The sequence below is a fragment of the Pimelobacter simplex genome (genome assembly GCF_900114845.1).
Taxonomy (GTDB): domain Bacteria; phylum Actinomycetota; class Actinomycetes; order Propionibacteriales; family Nocardioidaceae; genus Nocardioides; species Nocardioides simplex.
In genome coordinates, this window is sequence record NZ_FOUK01000003.1 from 116,378 (window position 1) to 140,101 (window position 23,724).

Sequence of the window (23,724 nt, forward strand, 5' to 3'; positions counted from 1 at the left end):
CACCGACCCGCCGGGATTCCTAGCGTGGGGGCCATGGCAGACCGTCCCTCCGTGATCGTCGTCGGCGCCGGCTTCGGCGGGCTCGCCGCCGCGCACCACCTGCGCACGGCCGGCTTCGACGACGTCACGCTGCTCGAGCGCGCCGGCGACGTCGGTGGCGTGTGGCGCGACAACGTCTACCCGGGCGCGGCCTGCGACGTCCCGTCGGTGCTCTACTCCTGGTCGTTCGCGCCCAAGACCGACTGGTCGCACCGCTACGCGCGCCAGCCCGAGATCCTCGACTACATCCGCGACCACGCCCGGCGCAGCGGCCTGCGCGACCGGGTCCGCACCGGCGCCGACGTCACCCACGCCCGGTACGACGAGCCCGCCCGCCGCTGGCACGTCACCCTCGCCACCGGAGAGACGCTGAGCGCCGACGTCCTCGTGTCCGCCGTCGGGCAGCTCTCCCGGCCCGCCGTGCCGCGCCTCCCGGGGCTCGACAGCTTCGCGGGCCCGGTCTTCCACTCTGCGACCTGGGACCACGACGTCGCCCTGGCCGGGCGCCGGGTGGGCGTGATCGGGACCGGTGCGAGCGCCATCCAGCTCGTCCCGGCGATCGTCGACCGGGTCGGTGCGATGACGGTCTTCCAGCGCTCGGCGCCGTACGTCGTCCCGAAGCCCGACGGCGCCTACTCCCGGCGCCAGCAGCACCGGTTCGCCCGGCACCCGCGGCTGCACCGGGCCACCCGGCAGGGCGTCTTCCACCTCTCCGAGCAGCTCAACCGGACCCTCGACTCCGACGGCCGGCTGGCGGCCGTGCTGCACCGTGCGTGGCAGCTCCACCTGCGCCGCCAGGTCCCCGACCCGGCGCTGCGGGCGCGCCTGGTGCCGGACTACCCGCTCGGCTGCAAGCGGCTGCTGTTCTCGAACGACTGGTACCCCGCGCTCACCCGGCCGCACGTCGACGTGGTGGGCGACGCGATCACCGCGGTCGAGCCCGGCGGCGTCCGGACCGCCGACGGCCGACTCCACGAGCTCGACGTGCTCGTCCTCGGGACCGGCTTCGCGGCCACCGAGTTCCTGGTGCCGATGGAGGTCGCCGGGCGCGACGGCGTCCGCCTCGCCGACGCCTGGGAGGGCGGTGCCCGCGCGCACCTCGGGCTGAGCGTGCCCGGCTTCCCGAGCTTCTTCGTGATCTACGGCCCCAACACCAACCTGGGCGGCAGCTCGATCATCGGGATGCTGGAGGCGCAGGCCCGCTACGTCGTCCAGGCGGTCCGCGAGATCGCCGCGCACGGGCCGCTCGAGGTCCGCGCCGACCGGGCGGCGGCCTACGACGAGGAGATGCAGGACCGGCTGGCCGGCAGCGTGTGGAGCTCGTGCGCGAGCTGGTACCGCGACCCCGGCGGCCGGATCACGACCAACTGGCCGGGCACGGTGACCGAGTACCGCCGGCGCACCGCCCGGTTCGACCCCGCCGACTTCCGGCGGCTCGCCGAGCGGCGCGACGAGGCGGAGGCCCGATGACCCACTACGACGTCCTGGTGATCGGCTCCGGCTTCGGGGGCAGCGTCACCGCGCTCCGGCTGGCCGAGAAGGGCTACCGCGTCGGTGTGCTCGAGGCGGGGCGCCGCTTCACCGACGACGAGCTGCCGACCAGCTCGTGGAAGGTCCGCGACTACGTCTTCAACCCGGCCCTCGGCTGCTACGGGTTGCTCCGGATGACCCTGCTCAAGGACGTCCTCGTGCTGACCGGCGCAGGCGTCGGCGGCGGGTCGCTCGTCTACGCCAACACCCTCTACGAGCCGCCGTCGGCGTTCTACGACGACCCGCACTGGGCGCACCTGACCGACTGGGCCGACGAGCTCGCGCCCTACTACGACCAGGCGCGCCGGATGCTCGGCGTGACGCCGTACCCCCACACGTCGCCGTCGGACCGGGTGATGCGCTCGGTCGCCGAGCGCCTCGGCGTGGGCGAGAGCTTCCGCCCGACCGACGTCGGCGTGCTCTTCGGCGAGCGACCGGGCCAGCGCGTGCCCGACCCGTTCTTCGGCGGCGCGGGTCCCGAGCGCACGACCTGCACCGACTGCGGCGCCTGCATGACCGGATGCCGGGTCGGCGCGAAGAACACGACGGTCAAGAACTACCTGCACCTCGCCGAGGCGGCCGGCGCCGTCGTCCACCCCCTCACCACCGTCACCGACGTCCGGCCGTGCCCCGACGGCGGGTACGCCGTCACCACGCGCCGCACCGAGGGCAAGCTCCGCCGCGGCCGGGGCACCTTCACCGCCGACCAGGTCGTGTTCGCTGCTGCCTCGCTCGGCACCCAGCGGCTGCTCCACCGGCTGCGCGAGCGCGGCAGCCTGCCGCACGTCTCGCCCCGGCTGGGGGAGCTGACCCGGACCAACTCGGAGGCGATCCTCGGCGTGCGCGCCCGCGGCGACGACGTCGACTACTCACGCGGCGTCGCGATCACCTCGTCGCTCCACGTCGACGAGCACACCCACGTCGAGCCGGTCCGCTACGGGCGGGGCAGCAACCTGCTCGGCCTGCTGATGGCCGCGCTCACCGACGCGCCCGCCGACGGCCGCTCCCGCGCCCTCGCCGGGCTGCGCGAGATGTGGCGGCACCGGCGCGACCTGCCCCGGCTCCACGACCCGCGCGGGTGGTCGGAGCAGACCATCGTGCTGCTCGTGATGCAGAGCCTCGACAACTCGCTGACGACGTACCTGCGCCGGCGGCCGTGGGGACGCACGATGTCGACGCGGCAGGGGACCGGAGCCGCCAACCCGGTCTGGATCCCCCAGGGCCACGACGTCGCCCGGCGCGTCGCCGACGAGGTCGACGGCATCCCCGGCGGGACCTGGGCCGACCTGGTCAACGTGCCCGCCACCGGCCATCTCATCGGCGGCTGCCCGATCGGGGAGACCGCGGCCGACGGCGTCGTCGACCCCTACCACCGCCTGCACGGGCACGACGGCCTCCACGTCATCGACGGCTCCACCGTCGCCGCCAACCTCGGCGTCAACCCCTCGCTCACCATCACCGCGATGGCGGAGCGGGCCGTCGCGATGTGGCCCAACAAGGGGGACGCCGACCCGCGGCCGGCGCGCGGCTCGTCGTACACGCGGGTGGCGCCGGTCGCGCCCCGCGCGCCCGCCGTCCCGGCGAGCGCCCCGGCTGGGTACCGCGTCCTAGATTGGTGGCGTGCCTGAGCAGCCCGAGCCCACCGACACCGACCGCTCCGCGCGCGCCATCGCCGCGGCCGACGCGCTCGGCCTCACCTACGAGGTCACCCGGCACGGCCCGGTCGGCTCGCTCGAGGAGGCCGCCGCGGTCCGCGGCATCGAGCCACGCCAGATCGTCAAGACGATGGTCGTCCGCGTCGCCGACGGCGACCACCGCTTCGTGCTCGTGCCCGGCGACCGGGAGATCTCCTGGCCCCAGCTGCGCGCCCTCCTCGGCGTCAACCGGATCTCGATGCCCTCGGCCGACGCCGCCCGCGAGGTGACCGGCTACGTGCGCGGCACCATCACCCCGCTCGGCGCCACGACCCCGCTGCCCGTCATCGCCGACAGCCGGGTCACCGGGACCGTCTCGGTCGGCGGCGGCGGGTACGGCGTCGCCCTCACGCTCGACGGCGACGCGCTGGTCGCGGCGCTCGGCGCGACGGTCGCCGACGTCACCGCGCCTGCGGGTTGAGGTTGGCGGCAGTTTCACCGCCTAGGCGGTGAAACTGCCGGTGGGCCCAGGGAACTCCGTGCGCCCACCGGCAGTTTCGTACGCCCAGTCGCCGCCGCCGTCGCGCGCGCCAGCCGCCATCACTCCGGACCGTCGGGCTGCGGCCGCGAGACCGTCTGGTCGACCTTCCGGCCGTGCCGGTCGAACCGCACCATGGCGCTCGCGTCGAACGGTGCGCCTGCCCAGGCGGAGATGAGGGTGCGCTGGGTCGAGGCCGGGTCGGGCCGGGCGATGATCAGGTAGCAGCTGTCCGCGGCGGTGAGCAGCGCGCGGGCCGTGGCGCACAGGCCGGCCAGGTCGGTGCCGGCGAGGTCCGCGAGGTCGTGCGGCGCCATGCGCCCGCTGGTGTCGCCTCGGTCGCTCAGCCTGGTGCCGTCCCAGAAGAGCTCGATCGCGCGCTGGTCGCCCCGCGCCACCGGGGTCGCGAACGGCACGGTCAGCTCGGCGTAGGAGTCGTGGAGGACGGCTTGGAAGACCAGCGTGCTGCCCTGCCGCTCCTGGAGAGCGGCGAGCAGGCGGCCGAAGCCCTGGGCACCCATCGGGCTGGGACCGGGCCGCTCGGGCTCGGCCGCGAGCCGCGGCACCACCTCACCCGGGCCCGGGTCGCGGTCCGCGCGGCCGATCACGATGCCCCCGACGACCACGACCGCCAGGAGGAACAGGACCAGCAGCTTGCTCCCCGCGCCCTGGGGACCGCGGCGGACGGTGCGCTCCTCGACCGTGCGGACGTACGGCAGCTCCGCAGGCGCCGCGTACGGCGTGATCTCGGGCCGGCCGGCGGTGTCCGCAGGGTCGAACCCGTCGCTGCGCCGCTGCGGGTCGGGGGAGTACTGCTTCCACTCAGGGGGTGCCACGGCGCCACGGTAGTGCTTCTCGAGGCTTGAACCGGAGCTCCCGCGACGGGCCGAGTTCACCCGCTGATCCGCAGGTGCGACGATGGCGCCATGGCCGACTCCACCACCCACGATGTCGCCGGCGAGGTCGTCGACCTGTGCCGTGAGCTGATCCGGATCGACACCTCCAACTACGGCTCCGACGAGGGCCCTGGCGAGCGCAAGGCGGCCGAGTACGTCGCCGGGTTGCTCGACGAGGTCGGCATCGCCGCCGAGGTGATCGAGACCAAGCCGGGCCGGGCCAACGTGGTGGCGCGCTGGGGCGGTGCGGGCGGGGGCTCCGGCTCCGGCTCGGCGGCCGCTGATCGAGGCGCGCTGCTGCTGCACGGCCACCTGGACGTCGTCCCGGCCGCGGCCGAGGACTGGCAGGTCCACCCGTTCAGCGGCGAGGTCCAGGACGGCTACGTCTGGGGCCGCGGCGCGGTCGACATGAAGGACTTCGACGCGATGCTGCTCTCGGTGGTCCGGGCCCGGCAGCGCGCCGGCCGGGCGCCGGAGCGCGAGGTCGTGCTCTGCTTCACCGCCGACGAGGAGGCCGGCGGCCACGACGGCGCCCAGCTGCTCGTCGAGAACCACGCCGAGTGGTTCGAGGGCTGCACCGAGGCCGTCGGCGAGGTCGGCGGCTTCAGCACGACCGTGCGCGGACGCCGGCTCTACCTGATCGAGGCAGCCGAGAAGGGCATGGCCTGGATGCGCCTCAGCGCGCGCGGCCGGGCGGGCCACGGCTCCATGCTCAACGACGACAACGCCGTCACCCGGCTCGCGGCCGCCGTCGCCCGGATCGGCGCCCACGACTGGCCGGTCCGGCTCACCCCGACCATGCGGACGCTGCTCGCCACCGTCGGCGAGCTCGCCGGCGTCGAGGCCACCCCCGAGAACGCGCCCGCGCTCGTCGAGGAGTTCGGCGGCGCCGCCCGGATGCTCGGCGCCGTGCTCCGCAACTCCACCAACCCGACCATGCTCGAGGCCGGCTACAAGGTGAACGTCATCCCCACCGACGCCACCGCGCACGTCGACGGCCGCTTCCTGCCGGGCTTCGAGGACGAGTTCTTCACGACGCTCGCCGAGCTGACCGGCGAGGGCATCGACATCGACTTCGTCTCGCGCCAGCCCCCGTGGGAGACGCCGTACGAGGGCGCCCTGGTCGACGCGATGACCCGCAGCCTGCTCGCCGAGGACCCCGACGCCCTCGTCGCGCCGTACCTGATGAGCGGCGGCACCGACGCCAAGCACTTCAGCATGCTCGGCATGCGCTCCTACGGCTTCGCGCCGCTGCGGCTGCCCGACGACCTCGACTTCACCGCGCTCTTCCACGGCGTCGACGAGCGGGTGCCGGTCGACGCGCTGGAGTTCGGTGCGCGGGTGATGGACCGCTTCCTCGACGAGATCTGACGAGGACTGCCGCCGCTCAGGCGGTGCGGACGGCCCGGATGATCTTGCGGCGCAGCACGACGCGCCGCTTGCCGTCCGGGCCGATCTGCACCCGGTCGAGCTCCCAGCCGCCGTGCTCGGCGCGCTCGACGAGCAGCTTGGTGACGACGTTGCGCGAGAAGTCGCGGTCGAAGGTGACCCGCTCGAACTCCCACTCGACACCGCGCCCGAGCCCGCGCATCAGGCCGGGCCGGAGCAGCGCGCGGCTCATGCGGCACCTGCCGACACGTCGTCGAGCGCGGCCCGGATCTCGGGCGGCAGCACCTTCTCCTCGGAGGCGAGGGCGGCACTCAGCTGGTGGGCGGTCCGCGCGCCGACGACCGGCGCGGTGACGCCGGGGGAGTCGCGGACCCAGACGAGGGCCACCTCGAGCGGCGTCCAGCCGAGGCCGTCGGCCGCGCGGGCGACCGCCTCGACGATGCCGCGGCTGTGGTCGTCGAGGTAGGCCTCGACGAAGCCGGAGAAGACGGGGGAGGCGGCCCGGGAGTCCGACGGCGTGCCCGTGCGGTACTTGCCCGTCAGCACGCCCCGGCCCAGCGGCGACCAGGGGAGGACGCCGATCCCGAGCGCCTCGGCCGCGGGCAGCACCTCGCGCTCGATGCGCCGGTTGACCAGCGAGTACTCCATCTGGGTCGACACGATCCGGGCCCGCCCCGGCACGGCCTCCTGCAGCGTCGCCGCGCGGGCGGTCTGCCAGCCGTTGTAGTTGGAGATCCCGACGTACGTCGCCCGCCCGCTGCTCACCGCGTGGTCGAGCGCGGCGAGCGTCTCCTCGAGCGGCACGTCGTCGCTCCAGATGTGCACCTGCCACAGGTCGACGTGGTCGGTGCCGAGCCGCTCGAGCGAGCGGTCGAGCCCGCGCAGCAGCGCCCCGCGGGAGGTGTCCGTGACCCGCTCGGACCCGCGCCGCCAGATGCCCGCCTTGGTCGCGAGGACCACCTCGTCGCGTCGTACGACGTCGCCGAGGAGGGAGCCGATCAGCTCCTCGGAGCGCCCGTCGGTGTAGCCGGCGGCGGTGTCGATCGTCGTCCCGCCGGCCTCGACGTACGCCGCGAGCTGGTCGCGCGCCTCGTGCTCGTCGGTGTCCTTGCCCCACGTCATCGTGCCCAGGGCGAGCCGCGACACCTGGAGGCCGCTGGCGCCGACGTACCGCTGCTGCATGGGGCACAAGGTATCCGGCCCGCCCCGGGACCGGTGCGCCGCCACACCGCCAACCAGCGACTCCCTAGGATGTGCCGTCGTGGTCGACTTCCTCCAGGCAGTGTTCCTCGGCGTGCTCCAGGGACTGACCGAGTTCCTCCCGATCTCCAGCAGCGCGCACCTGCGGATCTTCCCCGAGCTGTTCGGCTGGGGCGACCCGGGCGCGGCGTTCACCGCGGTGATCCAGATCGGCACCGAGCTCGCCGTCCTCGTCTACTTCCGCAAGGACATCTGGCGGATCGCCCGCGCCTGGGTGCTCTCGCTGGTCAAGCCGGAGTACCGCGGCTCCCTCGACGCCCGGATGGGCTGGTACATCATCGTCGGCTCGATGCCCATCGTGATCCTCGGCATCCTGCTCAAGGACGTCATCGAGAAGGACTTCCGCAACCTCTGGATCATCGGCTGCACCCTCATCGTGATGGGCCTCGTCCTCGGCCTCGCCGACCGGATCGGACGCAACGAGCGCGCCATCAAGCAGATGACCCTCCGTGACGCCGCCCTCATGGGCGGTGCCCAGGCCCTCGCCCTCGTCCCCGGCGTCTCCCGCTCGGGCGCCACCCTCTCGATGGGCCGCTTCCTCGGCTACGAGCGCGAGGCCGCCACCCGCTTCGCCTTCCTCCTCGCCATCCCCGCCGTCGTCGGCGCGGGGCTGTTCGAGCTCAAGGAGATCGCCAACGTCGGCACCGCCCACCCGGGCGAGGCCGACTACGGCTGGGGCCCGACGATCACGGCGACGATCGTGTCGTTCGTCGTGGGCTACGCCGCCATCGCGTGGCTGCTGAAGTGGGTCAGCACCCGCTCGTACACGCCGTTCGTGCTGTACCGGGTGGTGCTGGGTGCGGCCGTGCTGGTGCTGCTGGGGACGGGCGTCCTGGCGGCCTAGCCCGCCGGGCCTTGTCACCGCGCTCCGCCTTGTAACTACGTGTTCAGACCACTACCAGGGGTGTCCACCACCCGGGTAGTGGTCTGAACACTGAGTTACAAGGGGCTCAGCACCTGCCGTGGCGATGCAGCGTGATGCCCAGGTCGGTGCGCGGGTCGGACCGGAACTCGTCGTCGTAGGTCAGCGTCGCGCTCACACGGCGCCCGCCGATCCGCTTCTCGAAGCACCACGCCCTCCGCTCGCTGCGCACCCACCCGGCCTCCTCCAGGACGGCGCCGCCCGCCGGGAGAGCGGCGTCGCGCTCCAGGCCGGTGACGAGCTCGAGGCTGGCCGCGACCGACGAATCGTCCTGGTCGCAGGACCAGTCCGGCTCGGCACCGGGATCGAGCCGGCCGGCCAGCGCGGCCAGCGCCGGGTCGTCGGTCAGGCGGCGGCCGAAGTCGACGTCGCCGCGGGTGCATCCGTAGAGCCCGGCGCCGCCGTCGTACGCCAGGACGGCGCCGACCGCGGTCATCGACGCCAGGGTGGCGGTCGCCGCGGTGAGCACCAGCGTCGTCCGGGCGGTCCGCATGCGGTCAGTATGGCGGCGCCGTCCGCGGGCCGCTGCGCCATGTAACTCAGTGTTCAGACCACTACCAGGGGTGTCGACCACCCGGGTAGTGGTCTGAACACTTAGTTACAAGCGGATCGGCGTGCGCCTGACGGGTCAGAACCAGCCCGACTTCTTGAAGAAGATCCACAGCCCCGCCACCGACGACAGCATCAGCAGGATCGCGAACGGGTACCCGAACGTCCAGCTCAGCTCGGGCATGTGCGTGAAGTTCATGCCGTAGACCCCCGCGATCAGCGTCGGTACGACGACCAGCGCGGCCCCCGCGGAGATCTTGCGCATGTCGTCGTTCTGCTGCACCGCCACCCGCGAGAGGTGCGCGTCGAAGGCGCTGGAGAGCAGGTCGTCGAGGGTCTCGAGGCCGTCGGCGGCGAGCTGGAGGTGGTCGTTGACGTCGCGGAAGAAGGGGGCGGACTCGGTGGCGATGAGGTCGACGGCGCCGGTTGCGAAGCGGCGCATGGGCTCGCGGAGGGGGAGGACGGCGCGGCGGACCTCGGAGAGCTCGCGCTTGAGGATGTAGATGCGGCCGGCGTCGTTGGTGCGGCGGTCGGAGAAGACGGAGACCTCGACCTCGTCGACGTCGGTCTGGAGCTCGGCGACGACGGAGGTGTAGCCGTCGACGACGGCGTCGCAGACCGCGTAGACGACGGCGGAGGGGCCGTGGCCGAGGACGGCCTGCTGCTGCTCGAGCTCGTGGCGGGCGTCGCGGAGGGAGGAGCCGCGGCCGTGGCGGACGGTGATGACGAACTTGGGGCCGACGAACAGGTTGATCTCGCCGGTCTCGACGGCGTCGTCCTCGTCGACGTACCAGAGGGTCTTGAGGACGAGGAAGAGGCTGTTCTCGTAGCGCTCGAGCTTGGGGCGCTGGTGGGCGACGACGGCGTCCTCGACGGCGAGGGGGTGCAGGCCGAAGGCCTCCGCGATCTCGGAGAGCTCGACGTGGCTGGGCTCGTAGAGGCCGACCCAGACGAAGTCGCCGTCGCCGTCGGCCGCGGCGCGCAGGGCCGGGTAGTCGTGGAGGTGGCAGTCCACCGGCACCCGGACGCCGTGGCGGTAGACGGCACTGTCGACGATCACGGACCCACGCTAGTACCGGTGCCGGGCCGAGCGTGCGGACCGGGCCACTAGGCTCGCCGCCATGGCCACCCTGCTGCTGGTCCGCCACGGGCGGACCACCGCGAACGCCTCGGGCATCCTCGCCGGACGGACGCCGGGCGTACGCCTCGACGACACCGGCGCCGAGCAGGCCCGGCGGGCCGGGGCGCGGATCGCGGGCGTCCCGATCGCCGCGCTCCTGACCAGCCCGCAGGAGCGGTGCCGGCAGACGGCCAAGGCGGTCGCCGAGGGCCAGCGCGGCGCCGGTCACCCGGTCACCAAGGCGGCCACGGAGCGGGGCCTGGCCGAGTGCGACTACGGCGACTGGCAGGGCCGCCCGATCAAGGAGCTGCTCAAGGAGCCGCTGTGGAAGACGGTCCAGCGGCAGCCGTCCGCGGCGGTCTTCCCGGGTGGGGAGTCGATGGTCGCGATGCAGCACCGCGCCGTCTCCGCCGTCCGCCGCCTCGACGCCGCGATCACCGCCGAGCACGGTGCGGACGCGGTCTGGGTCGCGGTCAGCCACGGGGACATCATCAAGTCGCTCCTCGCCGACGCGCTGGGGATGCACCTCGACCTGTTCCAGCGGATCAACGTCGACCCGGCGTCGGTGTCGGTGATCCGGTACGCCCCGGACCGTCCCTACGTGTTGGCGAGCAACACGCACGACGGCGACCTGTCCTGGCTGGCGCCGAAGCCGGCCCCCCGGCGCGGCGGCCGGAGGCGGCCCGCGGCCGACCCGGGCGCGGTCGTCGGCGGTGGCGCCGGTCCGGCCTGAACCGGCCTGGATAGGCTCGGGACCATGCCCATCGTCCACGGATTCGACCCGCCGGAGCGCTTCGTCGCCGGCACCGTCGGCGAGCCCGGCGGCCGCACCTTCTTCCTCCAGGCCCGGATCGGACCCCGCATGGTCTCGGTCTCGCTGGAGAAGCAGCAGGTGGCGGCGCTGGCCGAGCGCATCGACGAGCTGCTGGACGAGGTGATCGCCGACGGCCGGGCCCGCGGCGTCGTGCCCGCGATGGCGCCGTTCGGCCTCGCGGACGACGAGCCGCTCGAGCTGCCCATCGTCGAGGAGTTCCGGGCCGGCACGATGACGCTCTCCTGGGACCCGGACGACGAGCGCGTGGTGATCGAGGTCTTCCCGGTGGGCGAGGAGCCGGTCGAGCTGACCGACGGCGAGGACCCGGCCGAGGTGCTGCTGGTCCGGCTCGAGCCGGGCCAGGCGCGGGCGTTCGTCCGCCGCTCCGAGCACGTCGTGGGCGCCGGCCGGCCGTCCTGCCCGTTCTGCGGCCAGCCGATCGACCCCGAGGGCCACCTCTGCGTCCGGGCCAACGGGTTCAAGCGCCGCGACCCGTCGTGACGCTCACCATCAAGGGCCGGATCATGCCGGCCTCCAACGCCACCTTCCTCGGCGAGCTCGACGGCCGCGAGGTCGTCTACAAGCCGGTCGCGGGGGAGCGCCCCCTCTGGGACTTCCCTGACGGGACGCTCGCCGACCGCGAGGTCGCCGCCTACCTCGTCGCGCAGGCCACCGGCTGGGACCTCGTCCCGCGCACCTGGTGGGGCGAGGGGCCGCACGGTCCCGGCATGGTCCAGGAGTGGCAGGAGGTCGACGCCGAGCAGGAGGCGGTCACCCTGGTCCGCTCCGGCGCCGCCCCCGACGGCTGGCTCGAGGTCGTCGAGGGCCTCGACGAGCGGGACCGGCCGGTCACGCTCGTCCACGAGGACACCGCGGCCCTGCGCCGCCTCGCCGTGTACGACGTGCTCGTCAACAACGCCGACCGCAAGGGCGGCCACGTGCTGGCGATGACCGGAGGCCACCGGTACGGCGTCGACCACGGCGTCGCCTTCCACCACGAGCCCAAGCTGCGCACGGTCCTGTGGGGCTGGGCCGGGACGCCGCTGACCGACCAGGAGGTCACCGTGGTCGACGCGGTGCTCACCGCCGTGCGGGGCGAGCTGGGGGAGCGGCTCGCCACCCACCTCGCCGAGCACGAGCTGCGCGCGCTGGAGCGTCGTACCGAGCGGCTGCTGGCGGCCGGCGTCCTCCCGGGGCCGTCAGGCGACTGGCCCGCCATCCCCTGGCCTCCGTTCTAGAGTGAACCTCTAACATCGACCCATGCGCGCATGGAACGCGCCGGGTCTCCCGGCGCTCCCCGTCTCCGGGCCCCCCGTCGTCCTCCACGACACCGCCACCGGCGACAAGATCTCCTCACAGCCCGACGGCGCCGCGCGCCTCTACGTCTGCGGCATCACCCCCTACGACGCCACGCACATCGGGCACGCCAACACCTACGTCGCCTTCGACCTGCTCAACCGCGCCTGGCGCACCGCCGGCCACGACGTGCAGTACGTCCAGAACGTCACCGACGTCGATGACCCGCTGCTCGAGCGTGCCGACAAGGTGGGCGTCGACTGGGTCGAGCTCGCCGAGCGCGAGACCGAGCTGTTCCGCAAGGACATGGAGGCGCTGCGCGTCCTCCCGCCGGTCGCCTACATCGGCGCCGTCGAGTCCATCCCGCTCGTGATCGACCTGATCCAGCGTCTCGACGCGGCCGGCTCGATCTACCGGGTCGAGCAGGACCTCTACTTCTCGGTGACCGCCGACCCGGCCTTCGGCGACGAGTCCGGCTACGACCGCGAGACCATGCTCCGCTTCTTCGGCGAGCGCGGCGGCGACCCGGACCGCGCCGGCAAGAAGGACCCGCTCGACTGCGTCGTGTGGCGCGGCGAGCGCGACGGCGAGCCCGCCTGGGACAGCCCGTTCGGACGCGGCCGGCCTGGCTGGCACATCGAGTGCGCGGCGATCGCGCTCGAGCACCTCGGTACCGCCTTCGACGTCCAGGCCGGCGGCAGCGACCTCGTCTTCCCGCACCACGAGATGTGCGCGGGTCACGTCCAGGTGGCGACCGGCGAGCGCTTCGCCGCGGTCTACAGCCACGCCGGCATGGTCGCCTACGACGGCCAGAAGATGTCCAAGTCGCTCGGCAACCTCGTCTTCGTCTCCGCGCTGCGCAACAGCGACATCGACCCGATGGCGATCCGCCTCGCCCTGCTGCGCCACCACTACCGCACCGACTGGGAGTGGACCGACGCCCAGCTCTGGCAGGCCGTCGACGACGTCGCCTCGTGGCGCCGCGCGCTCGCGCTCGGCGCCGGAGCGCCGGCCGCGCCGGTCGTCGCCGAGGTGCTCGCGGCGCTCGCCGACGACCTCGACGCGCCGCGGGCGACCGCCGCGATCGACGCCTGGGTGGCGGCCACGCTCGGCACCGACGGGCTCGCCGACACGAGCGACGCCGAGGCCGCCGTCACGCTGCTGCCGGTGCTCGACGCCGCGCTCGGCCTCGCGCTCTAGCCCTCCAACCCGCTAGCCCGCCAGCGAGTCGACCAGCCGGGCCAGGTCGCCCGGCCCGGTCACGTGCGCGAGATGGCCGTGCCCGGCCAGCTCGGTGACGCGGTGCTCGCCCAGCCGGGCGCGGACCCGCTCGAGCGCCGTCCCGTACGGCGCCCGGCCGGTGCTCTCGGCGCCGACCACCAGGTCGACGCGACCCGCTCGCGCCGCCAGGCGCTCCGGCAGCCGGGCGGTGTTGAGCGCGCGGAGCTCGGCGTACAGCGGGCGGCTGAGCCGGCGCAGGACCGCCCACGAGCCGACGTCGGCGCGGAGCCGGGCGACGTGCTCGGCGGAGTAGCCCGAGATCTGCCGGTTGACGATCTCGACCGCCCGGTCGGTGTCGTCGGCAGCGTCGGCCGCGGCCAGGTCGGGGAGTGCCGCGCTGCCGAACTCGGGGTCGACCGGCTCGTAGGCGATGACGTGCGGGAGCTCCCGCTCGCCGGCGGCGAGGAGCGCGATCGTCCCGCCGTAGCTCCAGCCGAGGACAGCGGCCGGGCCGGGCCGGGCGTCGAGGACCGCGCCCAGGTCGGCGACCTCGGTGGCGAGGTCGTACCCGTCGCCCAGCGGGCCCGACGGGTTCCGCCCACGGCGGTTGAGCACGGTGACCGACGGCCAGGCGGTGAGCGCCGACGCGACGTGGCGCCAGGTGCGCGCGTCGCTCATCACGCCGGGCACCAGCACGATCCCGGGCGCGTCCGGGTCACCGTGGACGGCGACGCTCACCCAGCCGTCGCGGGTCTCGACCCGCTCCTGGAGCATCCGCGGAGCCCGCTCAGTCGTCCTCGCCGCGGCGCTTGAGGTAGCGCTCGAACTCGCGGGCGATCGCCTCGCCGGAGGCCTCGGGCAGGTCGGCGGTGTCGCGGGACTCCTCGAGCGAGCGGACGTACTCGGCGATGTCCTCATCCTCCTCGGCGAGCTCGTCGACGCCGCGCTCCCAGGCGCGGGCCTCGTCGGGCAGGTCGCCGAGCGGGATCGGCACCTCGAAGAGATCCTCGAGCCGGCCGAGGAGTGCGAGCGTCGCCTTCGGGCAGGGCGGCTGGGCGACGTAGTGGGGGACCGCCGCCCAGTACGACACGGCGGGCATGTCGATCCGGATGCAGGCCTCCTGGAGGACGCCGACGATGCCGGTGGGTCCCTCGTACGTCGACTGCTCCAGCGAGAGCCGGTCGAGCAGGTCGGCCTCGGTCGCCGAGCCCGAGACCGGGATCGGCCGGGTGTGCGGGCTGTCGGACAGCAGCGCGCCGAGCGTGACCAGCAGCTCGCCGCCCAGCTCGTCGACGGTGGTGAGGAGCTCCTCGGTGAACTGCCGCCAGCGCATGTTGGGCTCGATGCCGCGGATCAGGATGACGTCGCGGTCGAGCTCGGGCGGCGAGGCGACCGCCACGTGGGTGCTGGGCCAGGTCAGCTTGCGGAAGCCGTTGTCGTCGATACCGACGGTGGGCCGGTTGACCTGGAAGTCGTAGTAGTCCTCGGGGTCCATCGCCGCGACCACCTTGGCGTTCCAGACCCGCATCAGGTGGTCCACGACCCCGGTCGCCGACTCGGCGGCATCGTTCCAGCCTTCGAACGCGGCGATGACCACCGGCCGGACCAGCCCGGTGACCGTCTCGATCTCCATCACTCTGCGAGCCTAGTCGCCCCGGACGAAGTAGGATCGGCAGCAGCCGAGAGGCGTTGCAACGGACGGTCCACCGACGGACCCGTCCGCCACGCTCGGCCGATGAACCAAGGGCGCCTTCCACACGGAAGGATTGGTGCATGTCTGACATCGCGCGCGTCGACGCCGCCGGCTGGCAGCCGGACGCGACCGACGAGCTCTCCGCGCTGCTCCGCGAGCGGATCGTGATCCTCGACGGCGCCATGGGCACCGCCATCCAGCGGGACCGGCCCGACGAGGCGGGCTACCGCGGCGAGCGCTTCGCCAGCCGCGACGAGTGGCCCTCGGACCTGATCGGCAACAACGACCTGCTCTCGGTGACCCAGCCCGAGATCATCGCCGGCATCCACCGCGAGTACCTCGACGCGGGCGCCGACATCATCGAGACCAACACGTTCAACTGCAACGCGGTCTCCCTCAGCGACTACGGCATGGCCGAGCTGTCGTACGAGCTCAACCTCGAGGCGACCCGGCTCGCCCGCCGGGTGGCCGACGAGGTCGCCGCCGCGACCGGTCGCCGGCGCTACGTCGCCGGCGCGCTCGGGCCCACGACGCGCACGGCGTCCATCAGCCCCGACGTCAACGACCCCGGCGCGCGCAACGTGTCGTACGAGCAGCTCGTCGACGCCTACCTCGATGCCGCCCGCGGCCTGGTCGACGGCGGCGCCGACCTGCTCTTCATCGAGACGATCTTCGACACCCTCAACGCCAAGGCGGCGATCTTCGCCGTCGAGTCGCTCTTCGACGAGGCCGGCCGCCGGTGGCCCGTCGTCATCTCGGGCACGATCACCGACGCCTCCGGGCGCACGCTGTCGGGCCAGGTGACCGAGGCCTTCTGGGACTCGGTGCGCCACGCCCGCCCGCTCGCCGTCGGCCTCAACTGCGCCCTCGGCGCCCAGGAGATGAGGCCCTACGTCGCCGAGCTCTCTCGGCTGGCCGACTCGTTCGTCTCGGTCTACCCGAACGCGGGCCTGCCCAACGCCTTCGGCGAGTACGACGAGGCGCCCGCCGACACGGCCGGCGTCCTGGTCGAGTTCGCCGAGGCGGGCTTCCTCAACATCGTCGGCGGCTGCTGCGGCACCACGCCCGACCACATCGCCGAGATCGCCCGGGTGATGGAGGGCCGTGCCGTCCGCCAGCCCGCGGAGATCGAGCCGGCCATGCGGCTCTCGGGTCTCGAGCCGTTCACGATCACCGACGCGAGCCTGTTCGTGAACGTCGGCGAGCGGACCAACATCACCGGCTCGGCGCGGTTCCGCAACCTGATCAAGGACGGCGACTACGACACCGCCCTCTCGGTCGCGGCCCAGCAGGTCGAGGCCGGCGCGCAGGTCATCGACATCAACATGGACGAGGGCATGATCGACGGCGTCGCCGCGATGGACCGCTTCGTCAAGCTGATCGCGAGCGAGCCCGACATCAGCCGGGTGCCGCTGATGATCGACTCCTCCAAGTGGGAGGTCATCGAGGCCGGCCTGCGCTGCGTCCAGGGCAAGCCGATCGTCAACTCGATCTCGCTCAAGGAGGGCGAGGAGAAGTTCGTCGAGCAGGCCAACCTCTGCAAGAAGTACGGCGCCGCCGCGGTCGTGATGGCGTTCGACGAGGACGGCCAGGCCGACAACCTCGAGCGCCGCAAGGCGATCTGCGAGCGCGCCTACCGGGTGCTGGTCGACAAGGTCGGCTTCCCGGCCGAGGACATCATCTTCGACCCCAACGTGTTCGCCGTGGCGACCGGCATCGAGGAGCACGCCACCTACGGCGTCGACTTCATCGAGGCGACCCGCTGGATCAAGCAGAACCTGCCGGGCGCCAAGGTCTCCGGCGGCATCTCCAACGTCTCGTTCAGCTTCCGCGGCAACAACCCGGTCCGCGAGGCGATCCACGCGGTGTTCCTGTTCCACGCCATCGAGGCGGGGCTCGACATGGGCATCGTCAACGCCGGCGCCCTGGTGCCCTACGACACCATCGACCCGGCGCTGCGCGGCGCGATCGAGGACGTCGTCCTCAACCGCACCGACGACACGCTGGCCGCCACGGAGCGGCTGCTCGAGCTCGCCGAGGCCCACCGCGGCAGCGGCGAGAAGGTCGAGGCGGCCGCCGAGGAGTGGCGCTCGCTGCCCGTCGGCGAGCGGATCACCCACGCCCTGGTCAAGGGCATCGACGGCTTCGTCGAGGCCGACACCGAGGAGCTGCGCAGCGAGATCGCCGCTCGCGGCGGCCGGCCCATCGAGGTCATCGAGGGCCCGCTGATGGACGGCATGAACGTCGTCGGCGACCTGTTCGGCGCGGGCAAGATGTTCCTCCCGCAGGTGGTGAAGTCCGCCCGCGTGATGAAGAAGGCCGTCGCCTACCTCATCCCCTTCATCGAGAAGGAGAAGGCCGCCAACCCCGAGCTGGCCGCCGCCAAGGACACCAACGGCACCATCGTGCTCGCCACCGTCAAGGGCGACGTCCACGACATCGGCAAGAACATCGTCGGCGTCGTGCTCTCCTGCAACAACTACGAGGTCATCGACCTCGGCGTGATGGTGCCGGCCCAGAAGATCCTCGACACGGCCAAGGAGGTCGGCGCCGACATCATCGGCCTGTCCGGCCTGATCACGCCGAGCCTCGACGAGATGGTCGGCTTCGCCACCGAGATGCAGCGCCTCGGCCTCGAGATCCCGCTCCTCATCGGCGGCGCGACGACCTCACGCGCCCACACGGCGGTCAAGGTCGACCCGAAGTACTCGGGCCCCGTCGTCTGGGTCAAGGACGCCTCGCGCTCGGTCCCCACCGCGGCCGCCCTCCTCGACGACCGGCAGCGCCCCGCCCTGCTCGAGGCGACCCAGGCCGACTACGACTCGCTCCGCGCCCGGCACTCCCAGAAGTCCGACCGCCCGCAGCTGTCGTTCGCCGACGCCCAGGACAACAAGTCGCCGCTGGTCTGGGACGGCTACGCCCCGCCGCAGCCGCGCACGCCCGGCGTCCACGTCCTCGCGGGCTACGACCTCACCGAGCTGCGCGACTACATCGACTGGCAGCCGTTCTTCAACGCCTGGGAGATGAAGGGCAAGTTCCCCGACATCCTCAACAGCCCGACGCTCGGCGACGCCGCGCGCAAGCTGTACGACGACGCCCAGGCCATGCTCGACCGCCTGGTCGAGGAGAAGTGGCTCACCGCCAACGGCGTCTACGGCCTGTTCCCGGCCGCGAGCACCGGCGAGGACGTCGTCGTCTACGAGGACGAGTCGCGGGCCGCCGTCCGGACGACGCTGCACCAGCTGCGCCAGCAGGGCCAGCACCGCTCCGGCATCCCCAACCGCTCGCTCGCCGACTACGTCGCACCCATCGGCGCCGACCTCGCCCCGGGCACCGGCGACTGGATCGGTGCCTTCGCGGTCACCGCCGGCCTCGGCACCACCGAGCGGATCACGGCTTTCAAGGAGGACCTCGACGACTACTCGGCGATCCTGCTCGAGGCGCTCGCCGACCGCCTGGCCGAGGCCTTCGCCGAGCGGCTCCACCAGCGCGTGCGCACCGAGTTCTGGGCGCACGTCCCCGAGGAGCAGCTGACCAACGAGGACCTCATCGCCGAGAAGTACACCGGCATCCGCCCGGCCCCCGGCTACCCGGCCTGCCCGGACCACACCGAGAAGCGCACCATCTGGGAGCTCCTCGACGTCCAGGCCAACACGGGCATGGAGCTGACCGAGTCGATGGCGATGTGGCCCGGCGCCTCGGTCTCCGGTCTCTACTACAGCCACCCCGAGGCGCAGTACTTCGTGGTCGGCCGGCTGGGTCGGGACCAGATCGAGGACTACGCCGCGCGCAAGGGGTGGAGCGTCACCGAGACCGAGAAGTGGCTCTCGCCGAACCTGGGGTACGACCCGGACGACTGAGGCTGGGTGGCGGTCTGGCGGCAGTTTCACCGCCTAGGCGGTGAAACTGCCCTCGCCCCTGACGCGCGGCGAAGTCCTATAGCACGGCTTGCTATAGTTCAAGCATGACGAGGCGAACGGTCCTGCGGGACGTGATGAGCGAGACGGGCACCAGCCAGTCGCAGCTCTCGCGTCTCACCGGCGTGCGCCAGCCCAGCATCAGCCAGTTCCTGTCCGGCAGGGTCGAGCTCAGCGACGAGCAGCTCGACCGGCTGCTGTCGGCGATGGGCTTCCGGCTCGAGGTCGTCCGCCGGCCGGTGCGGCCGGAGCTCACCCGGTCCGAGCGCCGGTCCTGGATGCTCCACCGCACGCTCTCGGGGCACCTGACCCGGGAACGGCTCGACGAGTGGCTCCCGACGATCGAGCGCAATCTCGGCCGGCTCGACGAGCAGGTCCGCGGTCGCGTGCACCTCGACAGCATCGAGCGCTGGCGAACGCTGGTCGACGAGCGCGACGTGCTCGGCCTGCACCGGGTCATGACCGGGCTCGACCGCACGTCCATCGACATGCGCGAGGTCTCGCCGCTGGGTGGCCTGCTGTCCGACGTCGAGCGCCGCCAGGTGCTGGACGAGCTCGCGCTGGCCGGCTGATGCGGCGCGACCAGCTCGAGCACGCGATCCGCGCGGCCTGCCAGATCATCGGGTCCCGCGAGGTCATCGTGGTCGGCTCGCAGTCGATCCTCGGTACCTACCGCGAGGAGGACCTCCCGAACGAGGCCACCATGTCCCTGGAGATCGACGTCCTTCCGCTCGCGGGCACGAACGAGGAGACCGCGCGGCTGGCCGACGTGATCGAGGGTGTCGCGGGGGAGTTCTCGCCGTTCGAGGACCTGCACGGCTTCAGCATCGACGGCGTCGACCTGAGCACCTGCGTCCTTCCTGGAGGCTGGCGCGACCGGCTCGTCGCAGTGAGCAACGACAACACGGCTGCTCCCGGCGGCGACCCGGTCTTCACCGGCTGGTGCCTCGACAAGGAGGACCTGTGCGTCGCGAAGCTGTGCGCCTTCCGCGAGAAGGACCGGGAGTTCGTCGGGGCGCTCATCGCTGCTCGGCTGGTCGACCGTGCGCTCATCGTCGAGCGGCTGCCCACGGTCGAGGCCCGCTTCGAGGCTGCAGCGGAGCGGGCCGCGGCCTGGCTCCGGTCCTGGGGGGACGTCGCGTCGCCCGGGTCCTGACCTCCTAGGCTGGGCGCGTGACGAGTGCACCCGCCGTCCTGCCCGCCGCCGTCCTGTGGGACATGGACGGCACCATCGTCGACACCGAGCCCTACTGGATGGCGGCCGAGCAGGCCATCGCCGAGGAGTACGGCGGCACCTGGACCCACGACGACGCCATGGCGCTGGTCGGGAGCGACCTGCTGGTGTCGGGCGCGTACATCAAGGACCGGCTCGGGCTGGCGTTCACGCCCGAGGAGATCGTCGAGATGCTGCTCGACAGCGTGGTGGCGCAGGTGCGGCACGCGGTGCCGTGGCGGGACGGCGCCCGGGAGCTGCTGCTGGACCTGCACGAGGCGGGGGTGCCGTGCGCGCTGGTGACGATGTCGTACCAGCGGCTGGTGGCGCCGATCCTGGAGCACCTGCCGCCGGAGACCTTCCGGGTGATCGTCACCGGTGACATGGTGGACCAGGGCAAGCCGCACCCGGAGCCCTACCTGACTGCCGCGGCCTCGCTCGGCGTCGAGCCGGGGGAGTGCGTGGCGGTGGAGGACTCGCCGACGGGCGCGACCTCGGCGGTCGCCGCGGGGTGCCGGGTGCTCGTCGTGCCGAACCACGTGCCGGTCCCGCCGGGGCCGGGGCTGGTGTTCAGGGACACGCTCGAGGAGCTCACGCCGGCGGAGCTGGGTCGCCTGTAGGCCGCGCCGCCCGGTCGGCCGGGAACGGGGGCGGCGTGCCTCCGTACGACGGGCAGAGCGCCTGGTGCGGGCACCACTGGCACAGGGCGCCCGGGCGGGACTGGAACTCGCCGCGCTCGGTGGCCGCGCGGATGGCCTGCCACACCGCCTGGACCTTGCGCTCGACGGCGAGCAGCTCGTGCTCGTCGGGCTCGTAGCGGAGCACCTGGCCGTCGCCGAGGTAGATCAGCTGCAGCATCTTCGGGACGACGCCGCGGGTGCGCCACAGCACGAGCGCGTAGAACTTGAGCTGGAAGAGGACCTTGCCCTCGAACATCTCGCTCACCGCGTTGCCGGTCTTGTAGTCGACGATGCGGATCGCCCCGTCGGGTGCGACGTCGACCCGGTCGACCACCCCGCGCAGCAGCAGCTTGGTGTCGGTGAGCGTCTCGACGTAGAGCTCGCGGTCGGCGGGCTCGAGGCGGGTGGGGTCCTCGAGGTCGAAGTAGCGGCGCAGGGTCTCGCGGCAGGACAGGAGCCACGCGGTGATCTCGGGGCCGTCGGCGGGGAACATGGTGGCGACCGCCGGCTCGACCTCCTGGAGCTCGGCCCAGGCGGGGGCGATCATCGCGTCGGCGTGGTCGGGGGTGCGGTCGGCCGCGGGCAGGTCGAAGAGCTGCTCGAGCACCCGGTGGACGACGGTGCCGCGGACGGCGGCCGGCGAGGGCGGCTCGGGGAGCCGGTCGATGGTGCGGAACCGGAAGAGCAGCGGGCACGACAGGAAGTCGCCGACCCGCGAGGGCGAGAGCGCGCCGAGGACCGTGACGCCGTCGACGCGCGTGCCGCCCCGCTCGGACGGGTCGGCCGGCTCGACGCCGGCGCTGGCGGTCTCGGTGGTCATGCGTTCGACACTAGGGCAGGGGTCCGACACCGGGCCGGATAGCCTCGGAGTGTGTCCGGTCCTTCCCCCTCCAGCCCCGAGCGCACGCCCGTGCCCCGGGGAATGTTCCGGATCGGCCAGATCGCCGGCAGCGACGTCCTCGTGTCCAGCTCGTGGTTCCTCATCGCCGGCCTGATCGCGCTGATCATGGCGCCGCGGGTCGACCAGGTGCAGAGCGGCCTCGGCGGCTGGAAGTACGTCGTGGGGCTGGCCTTCGCGATCGCGTTGTACGTCGCCGTCCTGCTCCACGAGGCCTCGCACGCGGTGGTCGCGCGCCGCTTCGGCTTCCGGGTGCACTCGATCACGCTGCACTTCCTCGGCGGTGCGACGGCGATCGAGGGCGAGGCCCAGCGCCCTCGCCAGGAGTTCTGGATCGCCGTGGTCGGGCCCCTCACGTCGATCCTGGTCGGCGCCGGAGCGCTCGGCCTGTGGTTCGTCATCCCCGACGGCCTGCTGCGGCTGGTCGTCGAGGGCCTGGCCGGCGCCAACCTGCTCATCGGCGTCCTCAACCTCGTGCCGGGCCTGCCCCTCGACGGCGGCCGGGTGCTCAAGGCGGGCGTGTGGGCGGTGACCGGCCGCGTCGACACCGGGACGACGGTCGCCGCGTGGGGTGGCCGGGTGCTGGCGCTCGTCGTGGGTGCCTGGGCGCTGTGGACCGCCCGGTCCGGTGACCTCACCAGCCCGGTCATCCTCGGCATCGTCGCCATCTTCCTGTGGACCGGCGCCTCGCAGGCGCTGGCGGTGTCCAGGATCAGCAGCCTGTTCGGGCACCTGGACCCCGCCCGGCTCGCCCGCCGGGGCCTTGCCGTGCCGCCCGACCTGCCGCTGGCCGAGGCGCTGCGCCGGGCCCGCGAGGCCGAGGCCGGCGGGATCGTCACGGTCACCTCCGACGGCCGGCCCGACGGCCTTGTCGACGAGGCGGCCGCCCGCGCGGTCCCCGACGAGCGGCGGCCGTGGGTTCCGGTCTCCTCCGTCGCCCGCCGGATCGAGCCCGGCCTGACGCTGCCGGCCGAGGTCAGCGGTGCCGAGCTGCTCGAGACGCTCCGGAGCACCAACGCCACGGAGTACCTCCTGGTCAACCCCGACGGCACCATGTACGGCGTCCTGGTCACCACCGACGTCCTGCGGCGCGTGCGTCCGTCCCGTTGAGCGTTCCCGGCGGCGCTCCCGGTAGATTGCGCCGGTGACCGAAGCGACTCCCGACGTCCCGAACGACGCCTGGTCCGGTGTCCACCGCGGCCCCCTGCGTGCCGGCGAGTGGGTGCGGCTGGTCGACGGCAAGGGCCGCAAGCACAACTTCGAGCTGGTCGAGGGGAAGCGGTTCTTCTCCAACAAGGGCCACCTCGACCACGACGAGCTGATCGGCCGCGAGGAGGGCTTCGCGGTCACGTCGTCCGTGGGCGGCGAGTACCTCGTGTTCCGGCCGCTGCTCTCGGAGTTCGTGGTCTCGATGCCGCGCGGCGCGGCCGTCGTCTACCCCAAGGACTCCGCCCAGATCGTGGCGATGGCCGACATCTTCCCCGGCGCCCACGTCGTCGAGGCGGGCGTCGGCTCCGGTGCGCTCACCTGCTCGCTGCTGCGGGCCGTCGGCCCGCACGGCCGGGTGTCGTCGTACGAGCGGCGCGAGGAGTTCGCCGACATCGCCCGGCGCAACGTCACCCAGTTCTTCGGCGGCGACCACCCGGCCTGGCAGCTGACCCTCGGCGACCTCGCCGAGGAGCTGCCGGCCTCCGGTGAGCGCTGCGACCGGATCATCCTCGACATGCTCGCCCCGTGGGACTGCCTCGACGCCGCGGCCGACGCGCTGCGCCCCGGCGGCATCGTCTGCGCGTACGTCGCCACGACCACCCAGCTCTCGAAGTTCGTCGAGGCGGTGCGGGTCCACGGCGGCTTCACCGAGCCCGCGCCGTGGGAGTCGCTCGTCCGCGACTGGCACGTCGAGGGTCTCGCCGTGCGCCCCGGGCACAAGATGATCGGGCACACCGCCTTCCTGGTCACCGCGCGGCGGATGGCGCCGGGGGAGCGTGCGCCGCTCAAGAAGCGCCGTCCCGCGCCCGGTGCCTACGGCCCCGACTACACCGGTCCGCGCCCGCCCGGCGTCCCCGAGACACCTGCCGACGACTAGCGCGCGTTAATCGCTTCCGTGCACCCGGC

The 23,724-nt window shown here is 73.0% G+C and carries 23 protein-coding genes; 15 read left to right on the plus strand and 8 right to left on the minus strand.

Annotated features, from left to right (window positions below; genetic code table 11):
- Positions 1–33 precede the first annotated feature (33 nt).
- The 3 genes from BM223_RS13180 to BM223_RS13190 are packed head-to-tail and all read left to right on the plus strand — an operon-like array spanning position 34 to position 3,684.
- Positions 34–1,509, plus strand: a complete 1,476-nt coding sequence (locus tag BM223_RS13180) for a flavin-containing monooxygenase (RefSeq protein WP_038678867.1) — start codon at positions 34–36, stop codon at positions 1,507–1,509.
- Positions 1,506–3,197, plus strand: coding sequence for a GMC oxidoreductase (locus tag BM223_RS13185; RefSeq protein WP_038678869.1), 1,692 nt, complete (start codon positions 1,506–1,508; stop codon positions 3,195–3,197). Before BM223_RS13180 ends, BM223_RS13185 begins: the two co-directional genes overlap by 4 nt.
- Positions 3,190–3,684, plus strand: a complete 495-nt coding sequence (locus BM223_RS13190) for an aminoacyl-tRNA deacylase (protein WP_038678870.1) — start codon at positions 3,190–3,192, stop codon at positions 3,682–3,684. The genes BM223_RS13185 and BM223_RS13190 overlap by 8 nt, the downstream gene beginning before the upstream one ends.
- 119 nt (positions 3,685–3,803) lie before the next feature.
- Here the strand turns inward: BM223_RS13190 and BM223_RS13195 are convergent, their stop codons facing one another.
- The gene (locus BM223_RS13195; RefSeq protein WP_038678872.1) at positions 3,804–4,577 is read right to left on the minus strand and encodes a hypothetical protein; all 774 of its coding nucleotides are present in this window, start codon (positions 4,575–4,577) and stop codon (positions 3,804–3,806) included.
- A 90-nt stretch (positions 4,578–4,667) separates the two neighbouring features.
- Here BM223_RS13195 and BM223_RS13200 point away from each other — a divergent pair, with 90 nt between their 5' ends.
- A complete protein-coding gene (locus BM223_RS13200) occupies positions 4,668–6,008 on the plus strand; it encodes a M20/M25/M40 family metallo-hydrolase (protein ID WP_038678874.1) in 1,341 nt (446 codons plus the stop codon).
- 16 nt (positions 6,009–6,024) lie between these two features.
- Here BM223_RS13200 and BM223_RS13205 read toward each other — a convergent pair whose 3' ends face one another.
- On the minus strand, positions 6,025–6,258 hold the full coding sequence (locus tag BM223_RS13205) for a DUF5703 family protein (RefSeq protein ID WP_075018612.1): 234 nt from the start codon (positions 6,256–6,258) through the stop codon (positions 6,025–6,027).
- Positions 6,255–7,208, minus strand: a complete 954-nt coding sequence (locus BM223_RS13210) for an aldo/keto reductase (protein WP_038678876.1) — start codon at positions 7,206–7,208, stop codon at positions 6,255–6,257. Before BM223_RS13210 ends, BM223_RS13205 begins: the two co-directional genes overlap by 4 nt.
- A gap of 79 nt (positions 7,209–7,287) precedes the next feature.
- On the opposite strand from BM223_RS13210, the gene BM223_RS13215 reads away from it, so the two are divergent.
- Positions 7,288–8,130 (plus strand): undecaprenyl-diphosphate phosphatase, encoded by an 843-nt coding sequence (locus tag BM223_RS13215; RefSeq protein WP_038678878.1) that lies wholly within the window; start codon positions 7,288–7,290, stop codon positions 8,128–8,130.
- A 106-nt stretch (positions 8,131–8,236) separates the two neighbouring features.
- Here the strand turns inward: BM223_RS13215 and BM223_RS13220 are convergent, their stop codons facing one another.
- Together BM223_RS13220 and corA are read right to left on the minus strand one after the other, a co-directional pair.
- Positions 8,237–8,701: a hypothetical protein gene (locus BM223_RS13220; RefSeq protein ID WP_038678879.1), complete on the minus strand. Its 465-nt coding sequence runs from the start codon at positions 8,699–8,701 to the stop codon at positions 8,237–8,239.
- A 135-nt stretch (positions 8,702–8,836) separates the two neighbouring features.
- Positions 8,837–9,817 carry a magnesium/cobalt transporter CorA gene (corA, locus tag BM223_RS13225; protein ID WP_038678881.1) on the minus strand — a complete coding sequence of 327 codons (981 nt, stop codon included), beginning with the start codon at positions 9,815–9,817 and terminating at the stop codon, positions 8,837–8,839.
- A gap of 61 nt (positions 9,818–9,878) precedes the next feature.
- On the opposite strand from corA, the gene BM223_RS13230 reads away from it, so the two are divergent.
- The 4 genes from BM223_RS13230 to mshC are packed head-to-tail and all read left to right on the plus strand — an operon-like array spanning position 9,879 to position 13,187.
- Positions 9,879–10,610, plus strand: coding sequence for a histidine phosphatase family protein (locus BM223_RS13230; RefSeq protein ID WP_038678883.1), 732 nt, complete (start codon positions 9,879–9,881; stop codon positions 10,608–10,610).
- 24 nt (positions 10,611–10,634) lie between these two features.
- Positions 10,635–11,192, plus strand: a complete 558-nt coding sequence (locus BM223_RS13235) for a DUF3090 domain-containing protein (protein WP_038678885.1) — start codon at positions 10,635–10,637, stop codon at positions 11,190–11,192.
- On the plus strand, positions 11,189–11,929 hold the full coding sequence (locus BM223_RS13240) for an SCO1664 family protein (protein ID WP_038678887.1): 741 nt from the start codon (positions 11,189–11,191) through the stop codon (positions 11,927–11,929). The genes BM223_RS13235 and BM223_RS13240 overlap by 4 nt, the downstream gene beginning before the upstream one ends.
- Before the next feature lie 22 nt (positions 11,930–11,951).
- Positions 11,952–13,187, plus strand: coding sequence for a cysteine--1-D-myo-inosityl 2-amino-2-deoxy-alpha-D-glucopyranoside ligase (gene mshC / locus BM223_RS13245; protein ID WP_038678889.1), 1,236 nt, complete (start codon positions 11,952–11,954; stop codon positions 13,185–13,187).
- A 12-nt stretch (positions 13,188–13,199) separates the two neighbouring features.
- Here mshC and BM223_RS13250 read toward each other — a convergent pair whose 3' ends face one another.
- Positions 13,200–13,982, minus strand: coding sequence for an alpha/beta fold hydrolase (locus BM223_RS13250; protein ID WP_038678891.1), 783 nt, complete (start codon positions 13,980–13,982; stop codon positions 13,200–13,202).
- A 13-nt stretch (positions 13,983–13,995) separates the two neighbouring features.
- On the minus strand, positions 13,996–14,841 hold the full coding sequence (locus BM223_RS13255; protein ID WP_275069269.1) for a PAC2 family protein: 846 nt from the start codon (positions 14,839–14,841) through the stop codon (positions 13,996–13,998).
- 140 nt (positions 14,842–14,981) lie between these two features.
- On the opposite strand from BM223_RS13255, the gene metH reads away from it, so the two are divergent.
- From metH to BM223_RS13275, 4 genes are all read left to right on the plus strand, one after another.
- Complete coding sequence (metH, locus tag BM223_RS13260) at positions 14,982–18,761, plus strand: methionine synthase (RefSeq protein ID WP_052138609.1); 3,780 nt, start codon at positions 14,982–14,984, stop codon at positions 18,759–18,761.
- 104 nt (positions 18,762–18,865) lie between these two features.
- On the plus strand, positions 18,866–19,390 hold the full coding sequence (locus BM223_RS13265; RefSeq protein ID WP_200887116.1) for a helix-turn-helix domain-containing protein: 525 nt from the start codon (positions 18,866–18,868) through the stop codon (positions 19,388–19,390).
- Positions 19,390–19,974, plus strand: a complete 585-nt coding sequence (locus BM223_RS13270; RefSeq protein WP_038678896.1) for a DUF6036 family nucleotidyltransferase — start codon at positions 19,390–19,392, stop codon at positions 19,972–19,974. The genes BM223_RS13265 and BM223_RS13270 overlap by 1 nt, the downstream gene beginning before the upstream one ends.
- Positions 19,975–19,991: 17 nt before the next feature.
- Positions 19,992–20,651 (plus strand): HAD family hydrolase, encoded by a 660-nt coding sequence (locus BM223_RS13275; RefSeq protein WP_038678899.1) that lies wholly within the window; start codon positions 19,992–19,994, stop codon positions 20,649–20,651.
- Here the strand turns inward: BM223_RS13275 and BM223_RS13280 are convergent.
- On the minus strand, positions 20,623–21,531 hold the full coding sequence (locus tag BM223_RS13280) for a RecB family exonuclease (RefSeq protein WP_052138610.1): 909 nt from the start codon (positions 21,529–21,531) through the stop codon (positions 20,623–20,625). The genes BM223_RS13275 and BM223_RS13280 overlap by 29 nt on opposite strands.
- A 51-nt stretch (positions 21,532–21,582) precedes the next feature.
- Here BM223_RS13280 and BM223_RS13285 point away from each other — a divergent pair, with 51 nt between their 5' ends.
- On the plus strand, positions 21,583–22,719 hold the full coding sequence (locus tag BM223_RS13285) for a site-2 protease family protein (protein WP_235319267.1): 1,137 nt from the start codon (positions 21,583–21,585) through the stop codon (positions 22,717–22,719).
- A gap of 25 nt (positions 22,720–22,744) precedes the next feature.
- Positions 22,745–23,695, plus strand: coding sequence for a tRNA (adenine-N1)-methyltransferase (locus tag BM223_RS13290; protein WP_038678903.1), 951 nt, complete (start codon positions 22,745–22,747; stop codon positions 23,693–23,695).
- The last annotated feature ends 29 nt before the right edge of the window (positions 23,696–23,724 follow it).